This is a genomic window from Pseudoalteromonas umbrosa (assembly GCF_030125375.1).
GTDB classification, from domain to species: Bacteria; Pseudomonadota; Gammaproteobacteria; order Enterobacterales; family Alteromonadaceae; genus Pseudoalteromonas; species Pseudoalteromonas umbrosa.
Window position 1 is genome coordinate 98,808 of the sequence record NZ_JASJUU010000001.1, and the last position, 16,606, is coordinate 115,413.

General features: G+C 42.3%; 14 protein-coding genes. 8 read left to right on the forward strand and 6 right to left on the reverse strand.

Annotated elements, in window-relative coordinates; translation table 11 throughout:
- The 4 genes from QNM16_RS00495 to QNM16_RS00510 are packed head-to-tail and all read left to right on the forward strand — an operon-like array spanning nt 1 to nt 3,049.
- Nucleotides 1-573: a DsbE family thiol:disulfide interchange protein gene (locus QNM16_RS00495; RefSeq protein ID WP_063362911.1), complete on the forward strand. Its 573-nt coding sequence runs from the start codon at nt 1-3 to the stop codon at nt 571-573.
- Nucleotides 570-1,046, forward strand: a complete 477-nt coding sequence (locus QNM16_RS00500; protein ID WP_284018649.1) for a cytochrome c-type biogenesis protein — start codon at nt 570-572, stop codon at nt 1,044-1,046. Before QNM16_RS00495 ends, QNM16_RS00500 begins: the two co-directional genes overlap by 4 nt.
- A complete protein-coding gene (gene ccmI / locus QNM16_RS00505) occupies nt 1,043-2,317 on the forward strand; it encodes a c-type cytochrome biogenesis protein CcmI (RefSeq protein WP_284018650.1) in 1,275 nt (424 codons plus the stop codon). Before QNM16_RS00500 ends, ccmI begins: the two co-directional genes overlap by 4 nt.
- A complete protein-coding gene (locus QNM16_RS00510; RefSeq protein ID WP_284018651.1) occupies nt 2,318-3,049 on the forward strand; it encodes an MlaA family lipoprotein in 732 nt (243 codons plus the stop codon).
- 45 nt (nt 3,050-3,094) lie between these two features.
- Here the strand turns inward: QNM16_RS00510 and QNM16_RS00515 are convergent, their stop codons facing one another.
- The gene (locus QNM16_RS00515) at nt 3,095-5,122 is read right to left on the reverse strand and encodes a TonB-dependent copper receptor (protein ID WP_284018652.1); all 2,028 of its coding nucleotides are present in this window, start codon (nt 5,120-5,122) and stop codon (nt 3,095-3,097) included.
- 226 nt (nt 5,123-5,348) lie between these two features.
- Nucleotides 5,349-6,572, reverse strand: a complete 1,224-nt coding sequence (locus tag QNM16_RS00520) for an EAL and HDOD domain-containing protein (RefSeq protein WP_284018653.1) — start codon at nt 6,570-6,572, stop codon at nt 5,349-5,351.
- Between the two features lie 274 nt (nt 6,573-6,846).
- On the opposite strand from QNM16_RS00520, the gene putP reads away from it, so the two are divergent.
- Complete coding sequence (gene putP / locus QNM16_RS00525; RefSeq protein WP_284018654.1) at nt 6,847-8,325, forward strand: sodium/proline symporter PutP; 1,479 nt, start codon at nt 6,847-6,849, stop codon at nt 8,323-8,325.
- 72 nt (nt 8,326-8,397) lie between these two features.
- Here putP and QNM16_RS00530 read toward each other — a convergent pair whose 3' ends face one another.
- The 4 genes from QNM16_RS00530 to map all read right to left on the reverse strand — a co-directional run bounded on the left by QNM16_RS00530 (nt 8,398) and on the right by map (nt 13,662).
- Nucleotides 8,398-9,102, reverse strand: coding sequence for a hypothetical protein (locus QNM16_RS00530; protein WP_284018655.1), 705 nt, complete (start codon nt 9,100-9,102; stop codon nt 8,398-8,400).
- A 124-nt stretch (nt 9,103-9,226) separates the two neighbouring features.
- On the reverse strand, nt 9,227-10,054 hold the full coding sequence (dapD, locus tag QNM16_RS00535; RefSeq protein WP_284018656.1) for a 2,3,4,5-tetrahydropyridine-2,6-dicarboxylate N-succinyltransferase: 828 nt from the start codon (nt 10,052-10,054) through the stop codon (nt 9,227-9,229).
- Between the two features lie 11 nt (nt 10,055-10,065).
- Complete coding sequence (gene glnD / locus QNM16_RS00540) at nt 10,066-12,684, reverse strand: [protein-PII] uridylyltransferase (protein ID WP_284018657.1); 2,619 nt, start codon at nt 12,682-12,684, stop codon at nt 10,066-10,068.
- Between the two features lie 189 nt (nt 12,685-12,873).
- Nucleotides 12,874-13,662: a type I methionyl aminopeptidase gene (map, locus tag QNM16_RS00545; RefSeq protein WP_284018658.1), complete on the reverse strand. Its 789-nt coding sequence runs from the start codon at nt 13,660-13,662 to the stop codon at nt 12,874-12,876.
- 289 nt (nt 13,663-13,951) lie between these two features.
- On the opposite strand from map, the gene rpsB reads away from it, so the two are divergent.
- The 3 genes from rpsB (at nt 13,952) to pyrH (ending at nt 16,518) form a co-directional block, all read left to right on the forward strand.
- Nucleotides 13,952-14,680: a 30S ribosomal protein S2 gene (gene rpsB, locus QNM16_RS00550; protein ID WP_063362921.1), complete on the forward strand. Its 729-nt coding sequence runs from the start codon at nt 13,952-13,954 to the stop codon at nt 14,678-14,680.
- A gap of 104 nt (nt 14,681-14,784) precedes the next feature.
- A complete protein-coding gene (tsf, locus tag QNM16_RS00555; protein WP_046355137.1) occupies nt 14,785-15,636 on the forward strand; it encodes a translation elongation factor Ts in 852 nt (283 codons plus the stop codon).
- 141 nt (nt 15,637-15,777) lie between these two features.
- Entirely contained in the window at nt 15,778-16,518 is a 741-nt protein-coding gene (gene pyrH / locus QNM16_RS00560) for a UMP kinase (protein ID WP_023401852.1), read from the forward strand.
- Nucleotides 16,519-16,606 lie beyond the last annotated feature (88 nt).

Below are 16,606 nucleotides of genomic sequence, written 5' to 3' on the forward strand. Positions count from 1 at the left end.
ATGAATCGAAAAATACTGGGCTTTTTGCCGTTCTTAATTTTTGTTTTGCTGTGCGTATTTTTATATCAAGGTTTGTTTGGTAACCCCAGAGAGTTACAAACAGGTCGACTAGGGCAAACTATGCCGAGCTTTAATTTGCCTGATTTAATGGATGAAAATAAGCGCTGGACAGAAAAAGAGTTACTGGGTGAAGTATATTTGATGAATGTGTGGGGCACTTGGTGTCCTACATGTATTGCTGAGCTGGGGTATTTAACTAAGCTGCGTGAGCAGGGCGTTAAAATAGTGGGTTTGTATTATGAGCAGGCCTATGACCCAGATTTTGGTGACCATTTCGATATCAATGCACTCAGAGAAGAAGTCGATACCATGTTAAGCCGAGCGGGTAACCCTTATCAGTTCAATATTTTGGACTTAGAGCGCAGTCTTGCGCTGGACCTTGGGGTATCGGGTGCACCTGAGACTTTTTTGGTTGATAAGGAAGGTACAATTTTGCTGCATCACACTGGAGATATTAACCAGCGAGTATGGCGAAATAAGTTCTTACCTGCCCTTGAGGAGTTGCAACCATGAAGACCAGACATGTGATGCTGTTGGTGATGATATTGCTGTTAAGTGCCACAGTTGCCAATGCTGCTGAAGATAAGTATGAATTTAAAAATGCTGAGCGAGCACAAACATTTAAAGAGCTGACATTAGAACTTCGCTGTCCAAAGTGTCAGAACCAAAATATTGCTGACTCAGATGCGGTTGTTGCAAAAGACTTACGTGATAAGGTTGTGGCTCTAGTACAAGAGGGTAACTCTAAGCAAGAAGTTATCGACTATATGATTGATAGATACGGGTATTTTGTGCACTACCAGCCACCTGTGACACCTGCGACTATCATTTTGTGGGTACTGCCAGTGGTTATCGTTGTATTAGGTTTTGGTTTTATCGTGTTTAGACAAAAGAAAGCATCAAAAAAGCAGCAGTGGAGCGCAGCAGATGATGAAAGACTCGAACAGTTGATTGCACAGTATCAGCGTAAGGAGCGCCAGCAATGATAGAGTTGACTCAAATGTGGGGTGTTTTTGCGTTGCTGGCAATCTTGAGTTGCCTATTTGTGGTTATGCCTTTTCTTCGAAAAGAAAAAGTGGTGTCAGTTGATCATGATGCCAATGCACAACGTATTGAAATATATCATCAAAGGTTAGATGAACTAAAAGGCGAATTAGAAAATCAGCGCATTGGTCAAAATGACTTTGAAGAGTCCGTCATTGAGTTAAAAAGACGGCTGTTAAATGAGTTGTCTCCAGAGCAAACACTGGATACGCGTGGCAATAATCTAGTGCTTGGTGCTACAGGCATTGCGTTTACTGTGGTTGTCAGCAGTGTTTTTTACTATTTCACAGGTAGCCATCAGCAAATAGCCAATTGGCAAAAAGCGGTGGAAAAGCTACCTGAATATGGTGAAAGGGCTGTGCTGCAAACCGGTGAGCCTTTATCGGCTAACGAATTGCAAGCATTTGCACTGGGATTGCGAACTAAACTAGCCAACAGTGGTGATGATGCCGTTGCTTGGATGTTGTTAGGGCGTGTCGCCATGTCATTAAACGATTATGAAATGGCGATGCAAGCGTTTGATAAAGCATTGATAATGCAGCCTGATAATCATAATGTGTTGGTTAATTACAGCCAAGCGCTATTAATTGAAGGTTCCGAGCCAAGTATTAACCGAGCTGCACGAATGTTATCTCGTGTACTTAGGGCTGAGCCGCAAAACATTGATGCGATTTCTTTGTTGGCATTAATTGCGTATGAGCGAGAGGACTGGCTTGAAGCGAAATCTGCATTTGAGGTTTTACTGTCAACTGTACAACCTAATGATCCACGTTACGCGATGATCAAACAGCGTATTGATGAGATCGCAGAAAAGCTCGGAGAAACCGAGCCTGTGTATTCAGGATCTGGGCCTCAGTTGAGTGTGCAGGTGCGCATTGATGATAAGCTAGTGAGTCAATTACCAGACAATGCAACCTTGTTTGTGTTCGCAAAAGCAGCAAACGGACCGAGAATGCCACTTGCAGTGCAAAAACTTACAGTTTTTAACTTGCCTTTAGTTGTCACTTTGAATGATAGTATGGCAATGTTGCCAGATCTGAAGTTATCAAACTTTAATGAAGTTGTGATAACGGCGCGTATTTCTGTTGATGACTCGGTGATGACGCAAGCTGGTGAGCTTGAAGGCACCTCCGACGTGATCATGATAAATAAGGATACACGCCAACAGGTTAATGTCATTATAAGTCGTGTTATAACCAGCACAGGAAGCTAAATGTATAAAAAAATTGTCGGTGCAGCGCTTGCGTTAATGCTTGTAGGCTGCGCACAGGTCCCTGAGGTAAAAGAAGACCCTCGAGATCCCTTGCAATCCATGAATAGACCCATCTATGACTTTAATATGGATGTGCTTGATGCTTATATTTTGCGTCCAGCGGCGAAGGGATATGTGGCCATCACGCCAGCACCCGTGCGAAGTGGTATTGTTAACTTTACCACCAATATCGCGGCGCCAACGGATGCAATAAACTCAGCCTTACAGGGAAAACCTGGAGATGCAGGGATTAATGTTGCACGTTTTTTAATTAACTCAACCGTGGGTATTTTAGGCTTTTTTGATGTTGCAAGAGAGCTAGGCCTTGAGCACAAAGACGAAGACTTTGGTCAGACACTCGGTGTTTGGGGCGTAGGAGATGGTGCATATTTAATGTTACCTGCCATGGGACCATCAACGGTGAGAAATACCACAGGTGATCTCGTTGATAACATCGTGCTGCCAGAGATTGCACTGACGACGCCACAAACTTTGATTGTATTTGCATTGAGAGCTGTTGAAGCACGTGCATCATTGATGTCGCAAGAAAAGCTACTTAACGAAGCGTTAGACCCGTACATGTTTTTAAAGGATATCTACTTTCAAAGACAGCTATTTGAGCTGCACGATGGCAATCCGCCAATGGAAGAAGAGCCTGAAGATTTTGATGATGATTTCTTAGAAAACCTTTAATTAAAAAGCCAGCATATGCTGGCTTTTTACTTTTATAAGAGTGGCTTAAAACTTCCAGTTCATATTCAGCCACACCGTTCGACCAGCTTCATTTACTTTACTAGTTTGTGAATATCCACTTACCATTGTGCCAGAGCGACTTAAATGCTCTGCGTAGGTTTTATCGAATACATTGTCAAGACCCAAGTTAAAGACCAAATCATCTGATTGTGAATAAGACGTGTTGAGCGCCAATGTGCCAAAGCCGTGGCTTTGAGATATGTCTTGACCAGCAATATTACCTTGGCCTATCGCTACTCGATGTTGACCTTGGACTACGCGCCATAAGCCGCCAAATTGCCATTTTTCTTTGGTATAGCTAAGAGCAAAGCGGAGCTGCAAAGGAGGTTGTTGGGCAAGGGCTATATTGTCAGTGCGATTTTCGCCTTTGACATAATTTATGCTCGCTGTTGCCATGAGGTTTTTATTGACGTTGTAGCGGCTCTCAGCCTCGAAACCATAGGTTTGTGCATCAATATTGCGAGTCACTTTACTGGCCATTCCCATTTTTTCATACAGGTTATCAGTAAGGAGGTAATTATCGATACGGTTGAAAAATACAGAGACTGAATTAGTAAAAGCACTCGACTGACCAAGCCAACCAATATCTAACTGATTTGTTGTTTCATGGTCGACGAGAAATGCACTTGGACTATCAACAGCACCACGGCCGCCGCCCATTACTTCCCAGTAATCAGGGAAACGCTCTGTGCATCCAACACCAATATAATAACTGCTGTTTTCTGTTTGTGCTTGATAACGTGTAAAGCCGCTGATTAGCGTATCATCACGTGTCATATCTGCCGTTGGGTTAGGCACAACTTTCATCATCACAGTGCGAGTTTGGCGTCTATCTGTGGCTTGCCAATCGTCAACCCTTAATCCACTAACCCACTGGCTGTTTTGACTTAGACTATATTCAATTTCGGCAAATAAACCGGTTTGCTCAAATTCTGCCGTCTCTAGACGAGTCAATGATTCAACGGGGGTATTTTCGAGATCTCGACCAATTCGAATACGGTGGCGGTTTTGTTGATGATCTAATCCGTAGGCCAGAGCAGTTTTGTCATTGAGCTCTGAATTGAGTAAGACTTTACCACCGAAAGTTCTTCTGTCAGGGTTAGAGGACACAGGCGTTTTCATCATCATATTTGGCATAAATTGGCGCAAACTGTGATTGTCCATGATGTGATCTATGTTGTTGTAAAACACATTGGCTTCAATACTCGTAACAAAACCACTCAACTCGCTTTTTGACATTTGTAAAGCCACTTGCGTTCTATCAAAGAGACTACCATCCATCATTCTGTCAGCATAGGCCACTTCACCATCACTGCGGCCAAGGCTTAAACTATATAAACTTGTATCATCTGGCGTGTATGCAAATTGTGTATCCAAATTCCATTTTTCATATGCTGAATGAATACTGGTGCCGTCGCCATCTTGGTAATCGTCAGCCTCACTGTAACTGGCGGCAACTCTCGCGAAGTAATCTTGAGTGCCAGTTTTGATATCACTGTTTATAACGCGTTTTCCAAAGTCTCCCAGAGTGGTGTTAACAAAACCTGTTGTACCGCGCTCAAGCAGGCGCTCTGATTCACGTTCAAAGACGACAGTTGCTGCGCTATTACCTGGACCATATAAGACGGTTTGCGGTCCTTTAATGACGGTTAAAGTGTCATAAGTCTGCGGTGTAATATAAGCAGTTGGTGGGTCCATACGACCTCCACAGCCACCTAATGTGACACCGCCATCGGTGATAATTTTAATACGAGATCCTGCCATGCCTCTAAAAACAGGATCGCTACTCGCGCCGCCTTTTTTGACTAGCGAAAAACCAGCAATACTAGAGAGCAGATCTGCGCCATCTTGTGCTGGTAAAGGCTGTCTCGTGGCTTTGGGATCTGTTTTGATATCGAGCGGGCTATGCATAGGGGCAATGACTTCGATGTGTTCCATCGTTTGTTCAGATTGTGCGTGCCCTTGCCAAGCAATGGATGCGGTTATTGCGGTACAGATCAGACGCTTTTTCATGTATATCCTCAGAGTTGCATATCAACATAACTTTTTAGTAAGACAGTTGATTTTATTACCAATAGTTTATTCTGAGGCGTATTTTACTGATGTGGGAACAGGTTGGGATGTGACAAAATGTCGCACTAGGTTACAAAGCTTTGAAAAATTGATTCAGCTCAAAAATCTTGAGTTTCATAGCGATGATGTTAGACATCACCGCTACATGAAGTAGTAAAAGCATGGGTTAAATGCCCATGGCTTCCACTTGTTGGTCGCACCACTGTAAAGCTTCAGAGTATAACTCGGGCAAAGACTGAGTTTGCAGGTTTAACTGTTCAGTCAATTGAGAAGCATCAGACCAATTTGCTTTTTCGTACGCCATGACAAGACTTAGATATTGCGCCAGCACGCCTTCTCCTTGTAACAAAGCGTCTTTAATATCAATAGTTAAAGGGAGCTTTTGCATCACACTGTCCATGCTTTCATCTAAAATGGCATCCATTAAGGACATCATACCGGTCAAAAATGCCATACCGGTATCGCGCATTTGGTTGTGTTTGATTGCGAGCAGCTCACAGAATCTTGCCCGAGTTAGCGAAAGTCGAATAAGCTCCATGGGCTTATCTGAGGCAACTTGAGAAGCGAACAATAAAGAGAGGAATTTTTTCAGTTCTTGATTACCGAGTACAACCAATGCTTGCTTGATTGTGGATATTTCAGCTCTGCGTTTGAAGGCGGCTGAATTTGAGTAACGCAGTAATTTGTAGCTCAGGTTTACATCACGCTCGAACACTTGTGTAATGCGTTTTAAATCGACATCGACACTAGATGTTTCATATAAAAGCTCTGCCAATGCCATTTCAGAGGGGGGCAATGCTTTGGTTTGCACCATTTCTGGCTTGGCAAAGAAAAACCCCTGAAAAAGTGTAAAACCCAGTTCAAGGGCGAGTTGATACTGTTCGTAAGTTTCGACTTTCTCGGCAACGAGCTCAATATGTTTATGTGGTGCTATGGCCTCTTTGAGTTCATGAATTTCATCAACACTGGTTACCAACATATCAACTTTAATTTGATCAATATAGGGATAAAAATGACGCCAAACTTTTTGATGTTTATAGTCATCTAGGACCAGCTTATAGCCTTTCTCTTTGAGATCTTGCACTGCAGCCAACAGTCGTTTACCAGGTTGCACCGTCTCTAAAATTTCGACAATTAGTTGATCGCGCCCCATCATGGTGGGGTAGCCTTTTAGAATTGTTTCAAGTGTAAAGTTGATATACGCAGGCTTTGAGTCGGTTAGGTCTTCTAAGCCGAAATTGAACTGGCTTCCCTCTATTAATTTTGATGTAGCCTCTACGTCATCAATATTAGGAAACACGTTATCTACGCCATCACGAAACAGCAGTTCATAGCCGACGACTTCTTTATTTATATTTAAAATAGGTTGCCTAGCGGCATAAAAATACATGGAACAAGACACCCAATCGTTACTTCATTTCACTTCAATATAAGGCAATATAAAGCGTATTTCATTATTAAATTTACACTTTCTTAGTATTTTGGTACTAAAGGGTAATATTTTAGAGTGTGAAATGTGCAATAACAGCTATTTGCGTAGACTTGCTTGGGGGTAAAGAGGAGGCGTGATATAGTGCGCCTTTGTTTTTGGCTTTTGTTCCAATATCAGTTAAGGAGTAAGTTTACTGTTATTCGGAGAGAAGCTCTTTTTAACGGAGGTCATTTTGGAAATTGGCACAATGATATCGCTGGCTTTGTATTTTGTTGCAATGTTAGCTATTGGCCTTTATGCCTATCGTAAATCTACCGATGATGTATCTGGGTACATGTTAGGGGGTCGTAATCTACCACCTAGCGTTGCGGCACTCTCAGCTGGCGCATCAGATATGAGTGGTTGGATCTTAATGGGATTGCCTGGCGCAATGTTTTTAACAGGGTTCAGCAGTACTTGGATTGCGGTTGGTTTGGTAATTGGTGCATTCTTAAACTATTTGCTTGTCGCACCAAGACTACGTGTCTACACCGAGGTCGCCAACGATGCGATCACGATTCCAGATTACTTTGCAAATCGCTTTGAAGACAACAGTAACGCACTGCGTATTGTTTCTGCCATTGTTATTATCGTGTTCTTCACTTTATACACCTCTTCTGGCGTCGTAGCAGGCGGCAAACTATTTGAAAACTCATTTGGTATGAGCTACGAAACGGGCTTGTATGTAACAACTGGTGTGGTTGTGCTTTATACCTTATTTGGAGGCTTTTTAGCTGTGAGCCTAACGGACTTTGTACAAGGCTGTATCATGTTTATTGCTCTTGTTTTAGTCCCTCTAGTGACATTTAGCCTATTAGAACAGCCACTTGTGGCGACGCTAAATGAGTTAAATCCAGATATGCTCACTTGGGTGGGTGCTGGTGGCGTGATTGGCATTATCTCGGCAATGTCTTGGGGTTTAGGCTATTTTGGTCAACCTCATATCATTGTTCGTTTTATGTCTGTACGCAGTGTTAAAGATATGCCGACTGCAAGAAATATTGGCATGAGTTGGATGATTGTAGCCACAGTTGGTGCTATCACAACGGGTTTGTTTGGTGCAGCCTATGCGCATGAAAACAACATTGTTGTTAAAGATGCTGAAACAATTTTCCTTGTCTTGTCTGAACTATTGTTCCACCCATTGATTGCAGGCTTCTTACTGGCTGCTATTTTAGCGGCGATTATGAGCACGATTTCATCACAGCTATTGGTGAGCTCTAGCTCTTTAACTGAAGACTTCTACAAGGTATTTATCAAACCGAATGCCACAGATAAAGAGCTGGTCATGGTAGGTCGTATTAGCGTAGCAGCCGTTTCTGTGTTAGCGATTTATCTTGCTCACGACAGAGAAAGCACAATCTTAAGCTTAGTGAGCAATGCGTGGGCAGGCTTTGGTGCAGCATTTGGCCCATTGGTACTGTTTAGCTTGTTCTGGAAACGTATGAACTTCTCAGGTGCGCTTGCAGGTATGGTTGTAGGCGCTGTTACTGTGCTTGTATGGATCTATGCGCCATTTACAATTGCAGGTCAAAACCCAAGCGGATTCATTTATGAAATCGTACCAGGCTTCATTGCAGCATCAATTGCGATTGTGGCTGTGAGCTTAATGACGGCACCGCCTTCAAAAACGATAGAAGCTAAATTTGACGAAATGAATCGCGGCCTGTAAACAGGCAGTCGCGATAAAAGTAAAAGGTGAGCTTCGGCTCACCTTTTTTGTTTTATTCAGTGAACTTAAAAATTAAAGACGCGTGCCGAACTCATATACGCAATGTTGGCTTACGTAGTGTTTTTCAACTGGCTTTAGTTGTATTAATTCAATTTCACTGACTTGATCTTGAGTGACTAGTTGATGTATTTCAAAATAGCGGCTCCAGCTAATGCCTTTGTAAGGTCTTAGCTCCATATATGGATATTGCACATAGTGCCAAGTACCTTTTAATAATCCTTTATTTTCTTCTGAAACATTCTCACCAGAGATCTCATAGGCACCATTTTTATGGAGTTTGAGCTTATATTCGCTGTCACATGAGGCAGTTTTAAAATGCTGTGCCAAGTCTGCTTTAAGGAGCGGGCTATTTTGTTTATCTTTTGGAAAGGGATAAATTGCAATGGCGTTTTTGGTGTACCAATGGTTACCCTCTTTAAGTGCTTGAATATCTGAGATCTTAAAACCACTTTTGTTGGCCGTTTGCTTGGCAGCTTCTACTGCATTTGGATCTTGCAGCATGAGCGAATGAAGCATTGTATTTTGGGAAATGCTTGTTGGGAAATCGAGAGTATTGGTCTCGACGTTGAAACCATTTTCTTCTAGGGCTTGCTTTAATTGAATACGAGATTCATCTGGGATGTATTTAGCGTAAATGTGAACAGTTGTGGTGTTCGCACATCCAGCTAAAAATAAGATGAATACGCAAAGAAGGTACTTGCGGAATATTATTATCATTATGTCTTTCCATGTTTGGGTGTGTCGTTATTTTAATCACAGATTGACATGGTTGAAAATAATGAGTTGAACGCTTGAATTGAAAAGTAGCCGTGCAGCTAAGTTGCGCACGGCTCGGTATGAGTTAGTCTTGTACAGAGCGAAGTAGGGCATTAACACCGACTTTTTCGCGTGTTTGCTTGTCTACTTTTTTCACGATGATAGCGGCATAAAGACTGTGGGTGCCGTCTTTACTAGGTAGTGAACCTGGCACTACCACAGAACCAGCTGGCACACGACCATAGTGAATTTCACCAGTTTCTCTGTCATAAATACGTGTGCTTTGAGAGATATAAACACCCATTGAAATAACAGCGCCTTCTTCAACAATCACACCTTCTACGATTTCTGAACGCGCGCCGATAAAGCAGTTGTCTTCAATGATGGTTGGATTAGCTTGTAGAGGCTCTAAAACACCGCCAATGCCAACACCACCAGACAGGTGTACATTTTTACCAATTTGCGCACACGAGCCTACAGTAGCCCATGTATCGACCATAGTGCCTTCATCAACGTATGCACCAATGTTAACGTATGAAGGCATCAATACAACGTTTTTACCAACAAAACTGCCTTGACGAGCGACAGCATTTGGTACGACACGCATGCCGCCTTGTTGGAATTGCTCTGGTGTGTAATCGCTAAACTTCAGTGGTACTTTGTCGTAAAATTGGTTCACACCATCATTCATTGGTTGGTTGTCACGAATTCTAAAAGATAGCAACACTGCTTTTTTTAACCATTGGTGAACAACCCACTCACCACTGACTTTCTCAGCAACACGTGCTGCGCCTTTATCTAGTAGCTCTAAAGAATCAATTATTGCGTTTTTAACTTCAGGTGCAACAGCAGATGGTGTGATGTTATCGCGGTTTTCCCACGCTTGTTCAATAATACTTTTTAAATCCGACATAGTTTCCTCTTTTATTCAGATTCGGCGTTTAATTTTTTCATTAATGAATGATGTAAAGCGGTTTTTTCATCTTCACTCAATGCTAAATAATGTTCGTTTGAGACTACGAAAAAGTCTTCTGCACGTTCCCCAACTGTGGTGATCCGTGCAGCGTGGATATGTAGGTTATGAACCTGTAATACTTCCGCAATTTTGGTTAATAGGCCCTGAATATCCACGGCTTGAATTTCGACTAGGTTTCTATCGTCACGTGCATGTGGACGGACAATCACTTTTGGTTTGATATTAAAATCTTTAAATCGCTGTGAGCGGTTTTTCTTCAAGCGTATTTTTTTCTTCGGATCGATCAAGATGCTATCGAGTCCTCTTCGCAAGGTCTTCGCTCGGCTCCCGCTAATGGCATCGCCGTTAACTTCTAAGATAACAAAACTAAATACCACATAGTCATCTTTGGTAGTCATGACCTGTGCATGCTGAATTTGTGCTTTTTTACTACCAATAACAGATACAAGTTTGGCAAACAAGCTTGCTTCATAGGGCGCGTATACAAATACTTGTGTACCACCGTGCATCGGTTTTTCGGATACAGCAACACCTGACTTTGTTTGTTCTCCTAGTGATAGTAGGTACTCACTTTGCCATGATATCTGTTCTTCACTAAAGCCTGTAAAATAGTTGGGTTTAAAGCGCGCCCAAAGCTGTGCGACGCTTTCTTCATCGAATCCGATTTCGAGCAACCTTTCCATGGCTTGCGCTTTTTTATCACGGATCTGATCACGCATATCCATCGGGTGCTCTAGACCCAACCTCAATGCACGTTGCGCATGCAAGTAGAGCTCACGCAATAAAGTGTTTTTCCAATCATTCCATAAGTTGTCATTGGTCGCACGGATATCCGCCACTGTTAAACAATAGAGATAATCAAGTTGGCGTTCGTTTTTAACTTTTGAGGCAAACTCATTAATGACATCAGGGTCATTAATGTCTTTTCGCTGTGCAGTTACCGACATGAGTAAATGGTGCTCAACCAGCCAAGCTACAAGCTTGGCATCTGAAGGCGTCAGTTTATGCATGCTAGCAAATGCAGTGGCATCAACAGCGCCCAGTTCTGAGTGATCACCGCCACGCCCTTTGGCAATATCGTGGAAAATAGCGGCCAGATACAGTAACTCGGGTTTATCCATTCGTGTCACGATCTCCGCACAGATAGGGAAATCTTTACTAAGCTGCTTGTCGCGATATTTATGGATATTGTTAATTAGCTTATGAGTGTGCTCATCCACCGTATACGCATGAAATAAGTCAAATTGCATTTGCCCAAATATGCTTCGCCACTGTGGTAAATACGCTGCGATAATGCCATGTTTGTGCATCAGCGTGAATGCTCTTCCCATGCCATTTGGATGCTTGAGCAAGCGCATAAATGCATCTCGGCATGCGGCGTAGTCTTGCAAATCACCCAGCAAACGTCTGCGTACTTGTCTGACTGAGCGTATGGTATTTGGGTCAATATCTGTGATATCAGTATTGTCAGCGATGTGCTCAAAAAGGACTAAAAGGTTTTCTCGTAAAAAGAACGCGGAGGGATCTTTTACTCGGATTTTGTTACCGATACGTTCAAAATGCGCATCTAAAGGGGTGACGACATGTGCATCATGATCTGGAAGAATACTTTGCTCAAAGTAGGCGAGCAGCATCTGGTTCATTTCACGAACACGGCTCATGATCCTAAATAAACGCTTCATCATGCGCTCAACTGATGGCTTACCTTCAGAGCCAAATCCAAGCAATTCAGCTGCATGCGGTTGATAGTCAAATAACAGACGGTTTTCACAGCGCCCAGCCGCAAGGTGCAGTGCAAAGCGAATATTCCATAGGTTTTCCAAGCACTCCATGAGCTCTTGGTATTCTTCATGAGTTAAATAACCATGGCCAATCAACTCTTCTAATGTTTCAGCATGGAAGTGCTTTTTAGCCACCCAAAAAATAGTCTGTAAGTCTCTTAATCCACCAGGGTTTTCTTTTATATTTGGTTCTAGGTTATAGGCTGTACCATGGCACTTTTTACGTCTAAGCTTTTGCTCTTTGACTTTAGCAATAAAGAAATCATCGGAACGCCAAATAGGAGTTTTCACAATATGGCTTTTGAGTCTCTCAAACTCAACAAGGTTACCGCAAATTAAGCGACTTTCTAACAAACTTGTTGTGAAGTGCACATCTTTACTTTTTTGCTCAAGAACTTGCTCATGCGTACGGACACTGTGGCCGATGTCCAAGTTTAAATCCCACAAATAGGTAACAAAGATCTCTAAGGCGTTGCGAAGATCATCACAAGGTTCTCCATCTGTGAGCAGCATAAAATCAATATCAGAAAATGGATGTAGTTCGCCACGTCCATATCCACCGATACCGATTAGCGCCAGTTGAGGAAATTCAGAGAGGCTGGTTTGAACAAATAGCTTTTTTAATAAGGTATCAATGAATTCAGAGCGTGCCTTAATCAGCAGCCTGACTGGTTGCTTTGAAAATTGATTATTAAGCCACTTGTAAAAGTAGGTCATACAGCCTTTATAATCATCAAGTTGTTCGGCTTGGTCAAGCAACAACTTTACTTTATTTGGTAACGCCACGAGAGATCCTTGGAGCACAAGATGAACTCAGTTTACTTGTATATTGGCATGACTTGAAGCGCCAAAGACGCGTTTTTTACGGGTTTTATAGGATTGATAGGCTAATTGGGTATTTTTTACCTAATACTGAACCAATTTGATGAAATGCAAGTGGGGTGCTGCTTGCATTCACAAGCAGCGAATTTTGATTTAAACGTGTTCAATCACACGATCAATCGTGTCGTCTTTACGGTGTGTAAGGATTTCAACACCATTATCGGTGACAAGCAGTGTGTGTTCCCACTGTGCAGACAAGCTGCGATCTTTAGTCACAACAGTCCAATCGTCTTTAAGTAATTTACACTGACGTTTGCCGGCGTTGACCATAGGCTCAATAGTTAAGCACATACCCGCTTTTAATGTTTCACCAGTACCAGGCTTGCCATAGTGCATAACTTGTGGCTCTTCATGGAATTGTGCACCGATACCATGACCACAGTATTCACGCACGATTGAGTAGTTGAAGCCTTCAGCAAATTTTTGTATTGCAGCACCAATATCACCAAGTCGTGCACCTGGTTTTACCATCTTAATTGCAAGATAAAGAGATTCTTGAGTGATTTCACTTAAACGTTTGCCTTGAATGCTTGGCTTGCCTACGTAGAACATTTTAGAGGTATCACCGTGGTAACCATCTTTGATAACTGTTACATCGATATTGACGATGTCACCCTCTTTAAGAGGTTTCTCATTTGGAATACCGTGACAGATGACGTGGTTAACAGATGTACAAATTGATTTTGGAAATCCGTGATAATTGAGTGGTGCAGGAATGCAGCCTTGTACATCTACAATGTAATTATGACAAATTGTATTTAACTCGTCTGTGGTAACCCCAGGCTTCACATACTCCTCGATCATTTCTAATACTTCAGCCGCTAACCTACCGGCAACACGCATTTTTTCGATTTCTTCAGGGGTTTTAATCACTGCACTCATTGAGACTCCAAGTCATATTTTTCACAAAGCAATGACGAGCAAATTTTGGTCTCATCATTGAGTTAATTTATTTTATATGGTATAAAGCGCGCCGTCTTTTTACAAATAAATCTTCTCGATTTGATCTTGATGGTTGTTTGTACTTAAGACACACAAAATTTAATTTTAACACACACACATATCGACACATACACTTGGGTGCATGTTTGTATCTAAAAAGATACGCAATAAGCATGTTGGTGCTATGGGATATGTGGAGGCCTAACCCTACTAAATAGAGGAAAATACAATGGCAAACGTTTCAATGCGCGATATGCTTCAAGCTGGTGTTCACTTTGGTCACCAAGCACGTTACTGGAACCCAAAGATGAAGCCGTTCATCTTCGGTGCACGTAACCGCGTTCACATCATCAACCTAGAAAAGACAGTTCCACTTTTCAACGATGCTCTTAAGTTTTTATCAAACGTTGCATCTAACAAAGGTAAAATCCTTTTCGTTGGTACTAAGCGTGCAGCTGGTGAAGCAGTTAAAGAAGCAGCTATCTCAAGTGAGCAATTCTACGTAAATCACCGTTGGTTAGGTGGTATGTTGACTAACTGGAAAACAGTTCGTCAATCAATCAAGCGTCTTAAAGACCTTGAAGCACAAAGCCAAGACGGTACTTTCGAGAAGCTTACTAAGAAAGAAGCGCTAATGAAAACGCGTGAAATGGAAAAGCTTGAGAAGAGCCTTGGCGGTATCAAAGATATGGGCGGTCTACCTGACGCTATCTTCGTAATCGATGCTGACCACGAGCACATCGCTATCCGCGAAGCTAACAACCTAGGTATTCCAGTAGTATCTGTTGTTGATACTAACTCAAACCCAGATGGTGTTGATTTCATCATCCCAGGTAACGACGATGCGATCCGTGCAATCCAGCTTTACACTAACGCTGTTGCAACTGCTATCACTGAAGGTCGTGAAAGCAACATCGTTGCTCAAGCAGAAAACGACGATTTCGTAGAAGCTGAGTAATTAGCTGTCATCAAGTCTTCATCCAATTGTGATGAAGACTTGATATTCTTTACAAGCGGTAATTCGCTTATCAAAAAACCGAATTCAGAATTGAGGATATTCTAATGGCTGTAACTGCTGCCCTAGTTAAAGAACTTCGCGAGCGTACTGGCGCTGGCATGATGGATTGTAAAAAAGCACTAACTGAAACTAACGGTGACATCGATCTAGCGATCGAGAACATGCGTAAGAGTGGTGCTGCTAAAGCTGCTAAGAAAGCTGGTAACATCGCTGCTGAAGGTACAATCCTTATCAAGCAAGGCGAAGGTTTCGCTGCACTTCTTGAAGTTAACTGTCAAACTGACTTCGTTGCTAAAGACGAAAACTTCCTAGGTTTTGCTAACACTGTTCTTGACGACGCTGTTGCTACTAAAGCAACAATTGCTGACCTTCAAGCTAAGTTCGAAGAAACTCGTGTTGCACTAGTTGCTAAAATCGGTGAAAACATCAACGTTCGTCGCGTTGAGTACATCGATGGTGACAAGCTATCTGCATACCGTCACGGCGACCGTATCGGTGTTGTTGTAACTGGTGATGCTGACGAAGAAACACTTAAGCACGTTGCTATGCACGTTGCTGCTTCTAAGCCTGACTTCCTTAAGCCAGAAGACGTACCAGCTGACGTTGTTGAAAAAGAAAAAGCGGTTCAAGTAGAAATCGCTATGAACGAAGGCAAGCCTGCTGAAATCGCAGAAAAAATGGTTGTTGGTCGTATGAAGAAGTTCACTGGTGAGATCTCTCTTACTGGTCAAGCTTTCATCATGGAGCCTAAGAAGTCTGTTGGTGAGTACCTTAAAGAGAAAGGCGCTACAGTTTCTTCATTCATTCGCCTAGAAGTAGGTGAAGGTATCGAGAAGAAAGAAGAAGACTTCGCTGCTGAAGTTGCTGCTCAAATCGCAGCTGCAAAAGGCGAATAATCGCAATAGAATAATCTTATTGACATAAAAGTGTTGATTTGCTTTTGCGTCAATGAAGAAAATTCTCTAAAATAACCGCGCATTTATGTCTATCATAAGCGCGGTTATTTTTTGTCTCAATTTTAACTTGGCCCGGAAATTATGACTATCAATCGAAAACCTGTTTTTAGACGCGTTCTTCTTAAATTAAGCGGTGAAGCTTTAATGGGAGATGAAGGCTTTGGTATCGATCCAAAAGTATTGGATCGTATGGCGCAAGAGATCAAAGAGCTTGTAGAACTCGACGTAGAAGTGGGTTTGGTTATCGGCGGCGGTAACTTTTTACGTGGTGGCTCATTAGCTGAAGCGGGTATGAACCGTGTTGTTGGTGATCACATGGGTATGTTGGCAACAGTGATGAATGGTTTGGCAATGCGTGATGCGCTTCATAGAGCATTCGTAAATGCTCGTTTGATGTCAGCTATTCCACTTAACGGCGTGTGTGATGCCTATAATTGGGCTGAGGCAATTAGCTTGTTAAAATCAGGCCGTGTTGTTATCTTTTCAGCAGGTACTGGTAATCCATTCTTTACAACCGATTCAGCAGCATGTTTACGCGGCATTGAAATCGAAGCTGACACAGTAATCAAAGCGACAAAAGTAGATGGTGTTTACAGTGATGATCCTGTTAAAAACCCAGAAGCAACATTGTATAGTCAGCTTACTCATGACGAAATTATTGATAAAGAATTAAAAGTAATGGATTTAGCTGCATTTACTCTGGCACGTGACCACAATATGCCTCTGAGCGTATTTAATATGAACAAACCAGGTGCATTAAAGCGTGTTATCATGGGTGAAGACGAAGGCACCCTGATCACGTCAAAAAAAGCAGCAGAATAAATAGCAATTGAGAATGGGGCTAGAAGCCCCATTCTTATAGAATAACCCAGCCAGCTAACATGTTTTAGCTGAGGCTGGAACAGTAAAA

What these genes read in the sequence shown, in the direction of transcription:
- dapD (WP_284018656.1), bottom strand. Translation starts at nt 10,054, where the DNA reads ATGTCGGATTTAAAAAGTATTATTGAACAAGCGTGGGAAAACCGCGAT.
- tsf (WP_046355137.1), top strand. Translation starts at nt 14,785, where the DNA reads ATGGCTGTAACTGCTGCCCTAGTTAAAGAACTTCGCGAGCGTACTGGC.
- QNM16_RS00520 (WP_284018653.1), bottom strand. Translation starts at nt 6,572, where the DNA reads ATGTATTTTTATGCCGCTAGGCAACCTATTTTAAATATAAATAAAGAA.
- QNM16_RS00510 (WP_284018651.1), top strand. Translation starts at nt 2,318, where the DNA reads ATGTATAAAAAAATTGTCGGTGCAGCGCTTGCGTTAATGCTTGTAGGC.
- pyrH (WP_023401852.1), top strand. Translation starts at nt 15,778, where the DNA reads ATGACTATCAATCGAAAACCTGTTTTTAGACGCGTTCTTCTTAAATTA.
- ccmI (WP_284018650.1), top strand. Translation starts at nt 1,043, where the DNA reads ATGATAGAGTTGACTCAAATGTGGGGTGTTTTTGCGTTGCTGGCAATC.
- QNM16_RS00515 (WP_284018652.1), bottom strand. Translation starts at nt 5,122, where the DNA reads ATGAAAAAGCGTCTGATCTGTACCGCAATAACCGCATCCATTGCTTGG.
- QNM16_RS00530 (WP_284018655.1), bottom strand. Translation starts at nt 9,102, where the DNA reads ATGATAATAATATTCCGCAAGTACCTTCTTTGCGTATTCATCTTATTT.
- rpsB (WP_063362921.1), top strand. Translation starts at nt 13,952, where the DNA reads ATGGCAAACGTTTCAATGCGCGATATGCTTCAAGCTGGTGTTCACTTT.
- map (WP_284018658.1), bottom strand. Translation starts at nt 13,662, where the DNA reads ATGAGTGCAGTGATTAAAACCCCTGAAGAAATCGAAAAAATGCGTGTT.
- QNM16_RS00500 (WP_284018649.1), top strand. Translation starts at nt 570, where the DNA reads ATGAAGACCAGACATGTGATGCTGTTGGTGATGATATTGCTGTTAAGT.
- QNM16_RS00495 (WP_063362911.1), top strand. Translation starts at nt 1, where the DNA reads ATGAATCGAAAAATACTGGGCTTTTTGCCGTTCTTAATTTTTGTTTTG.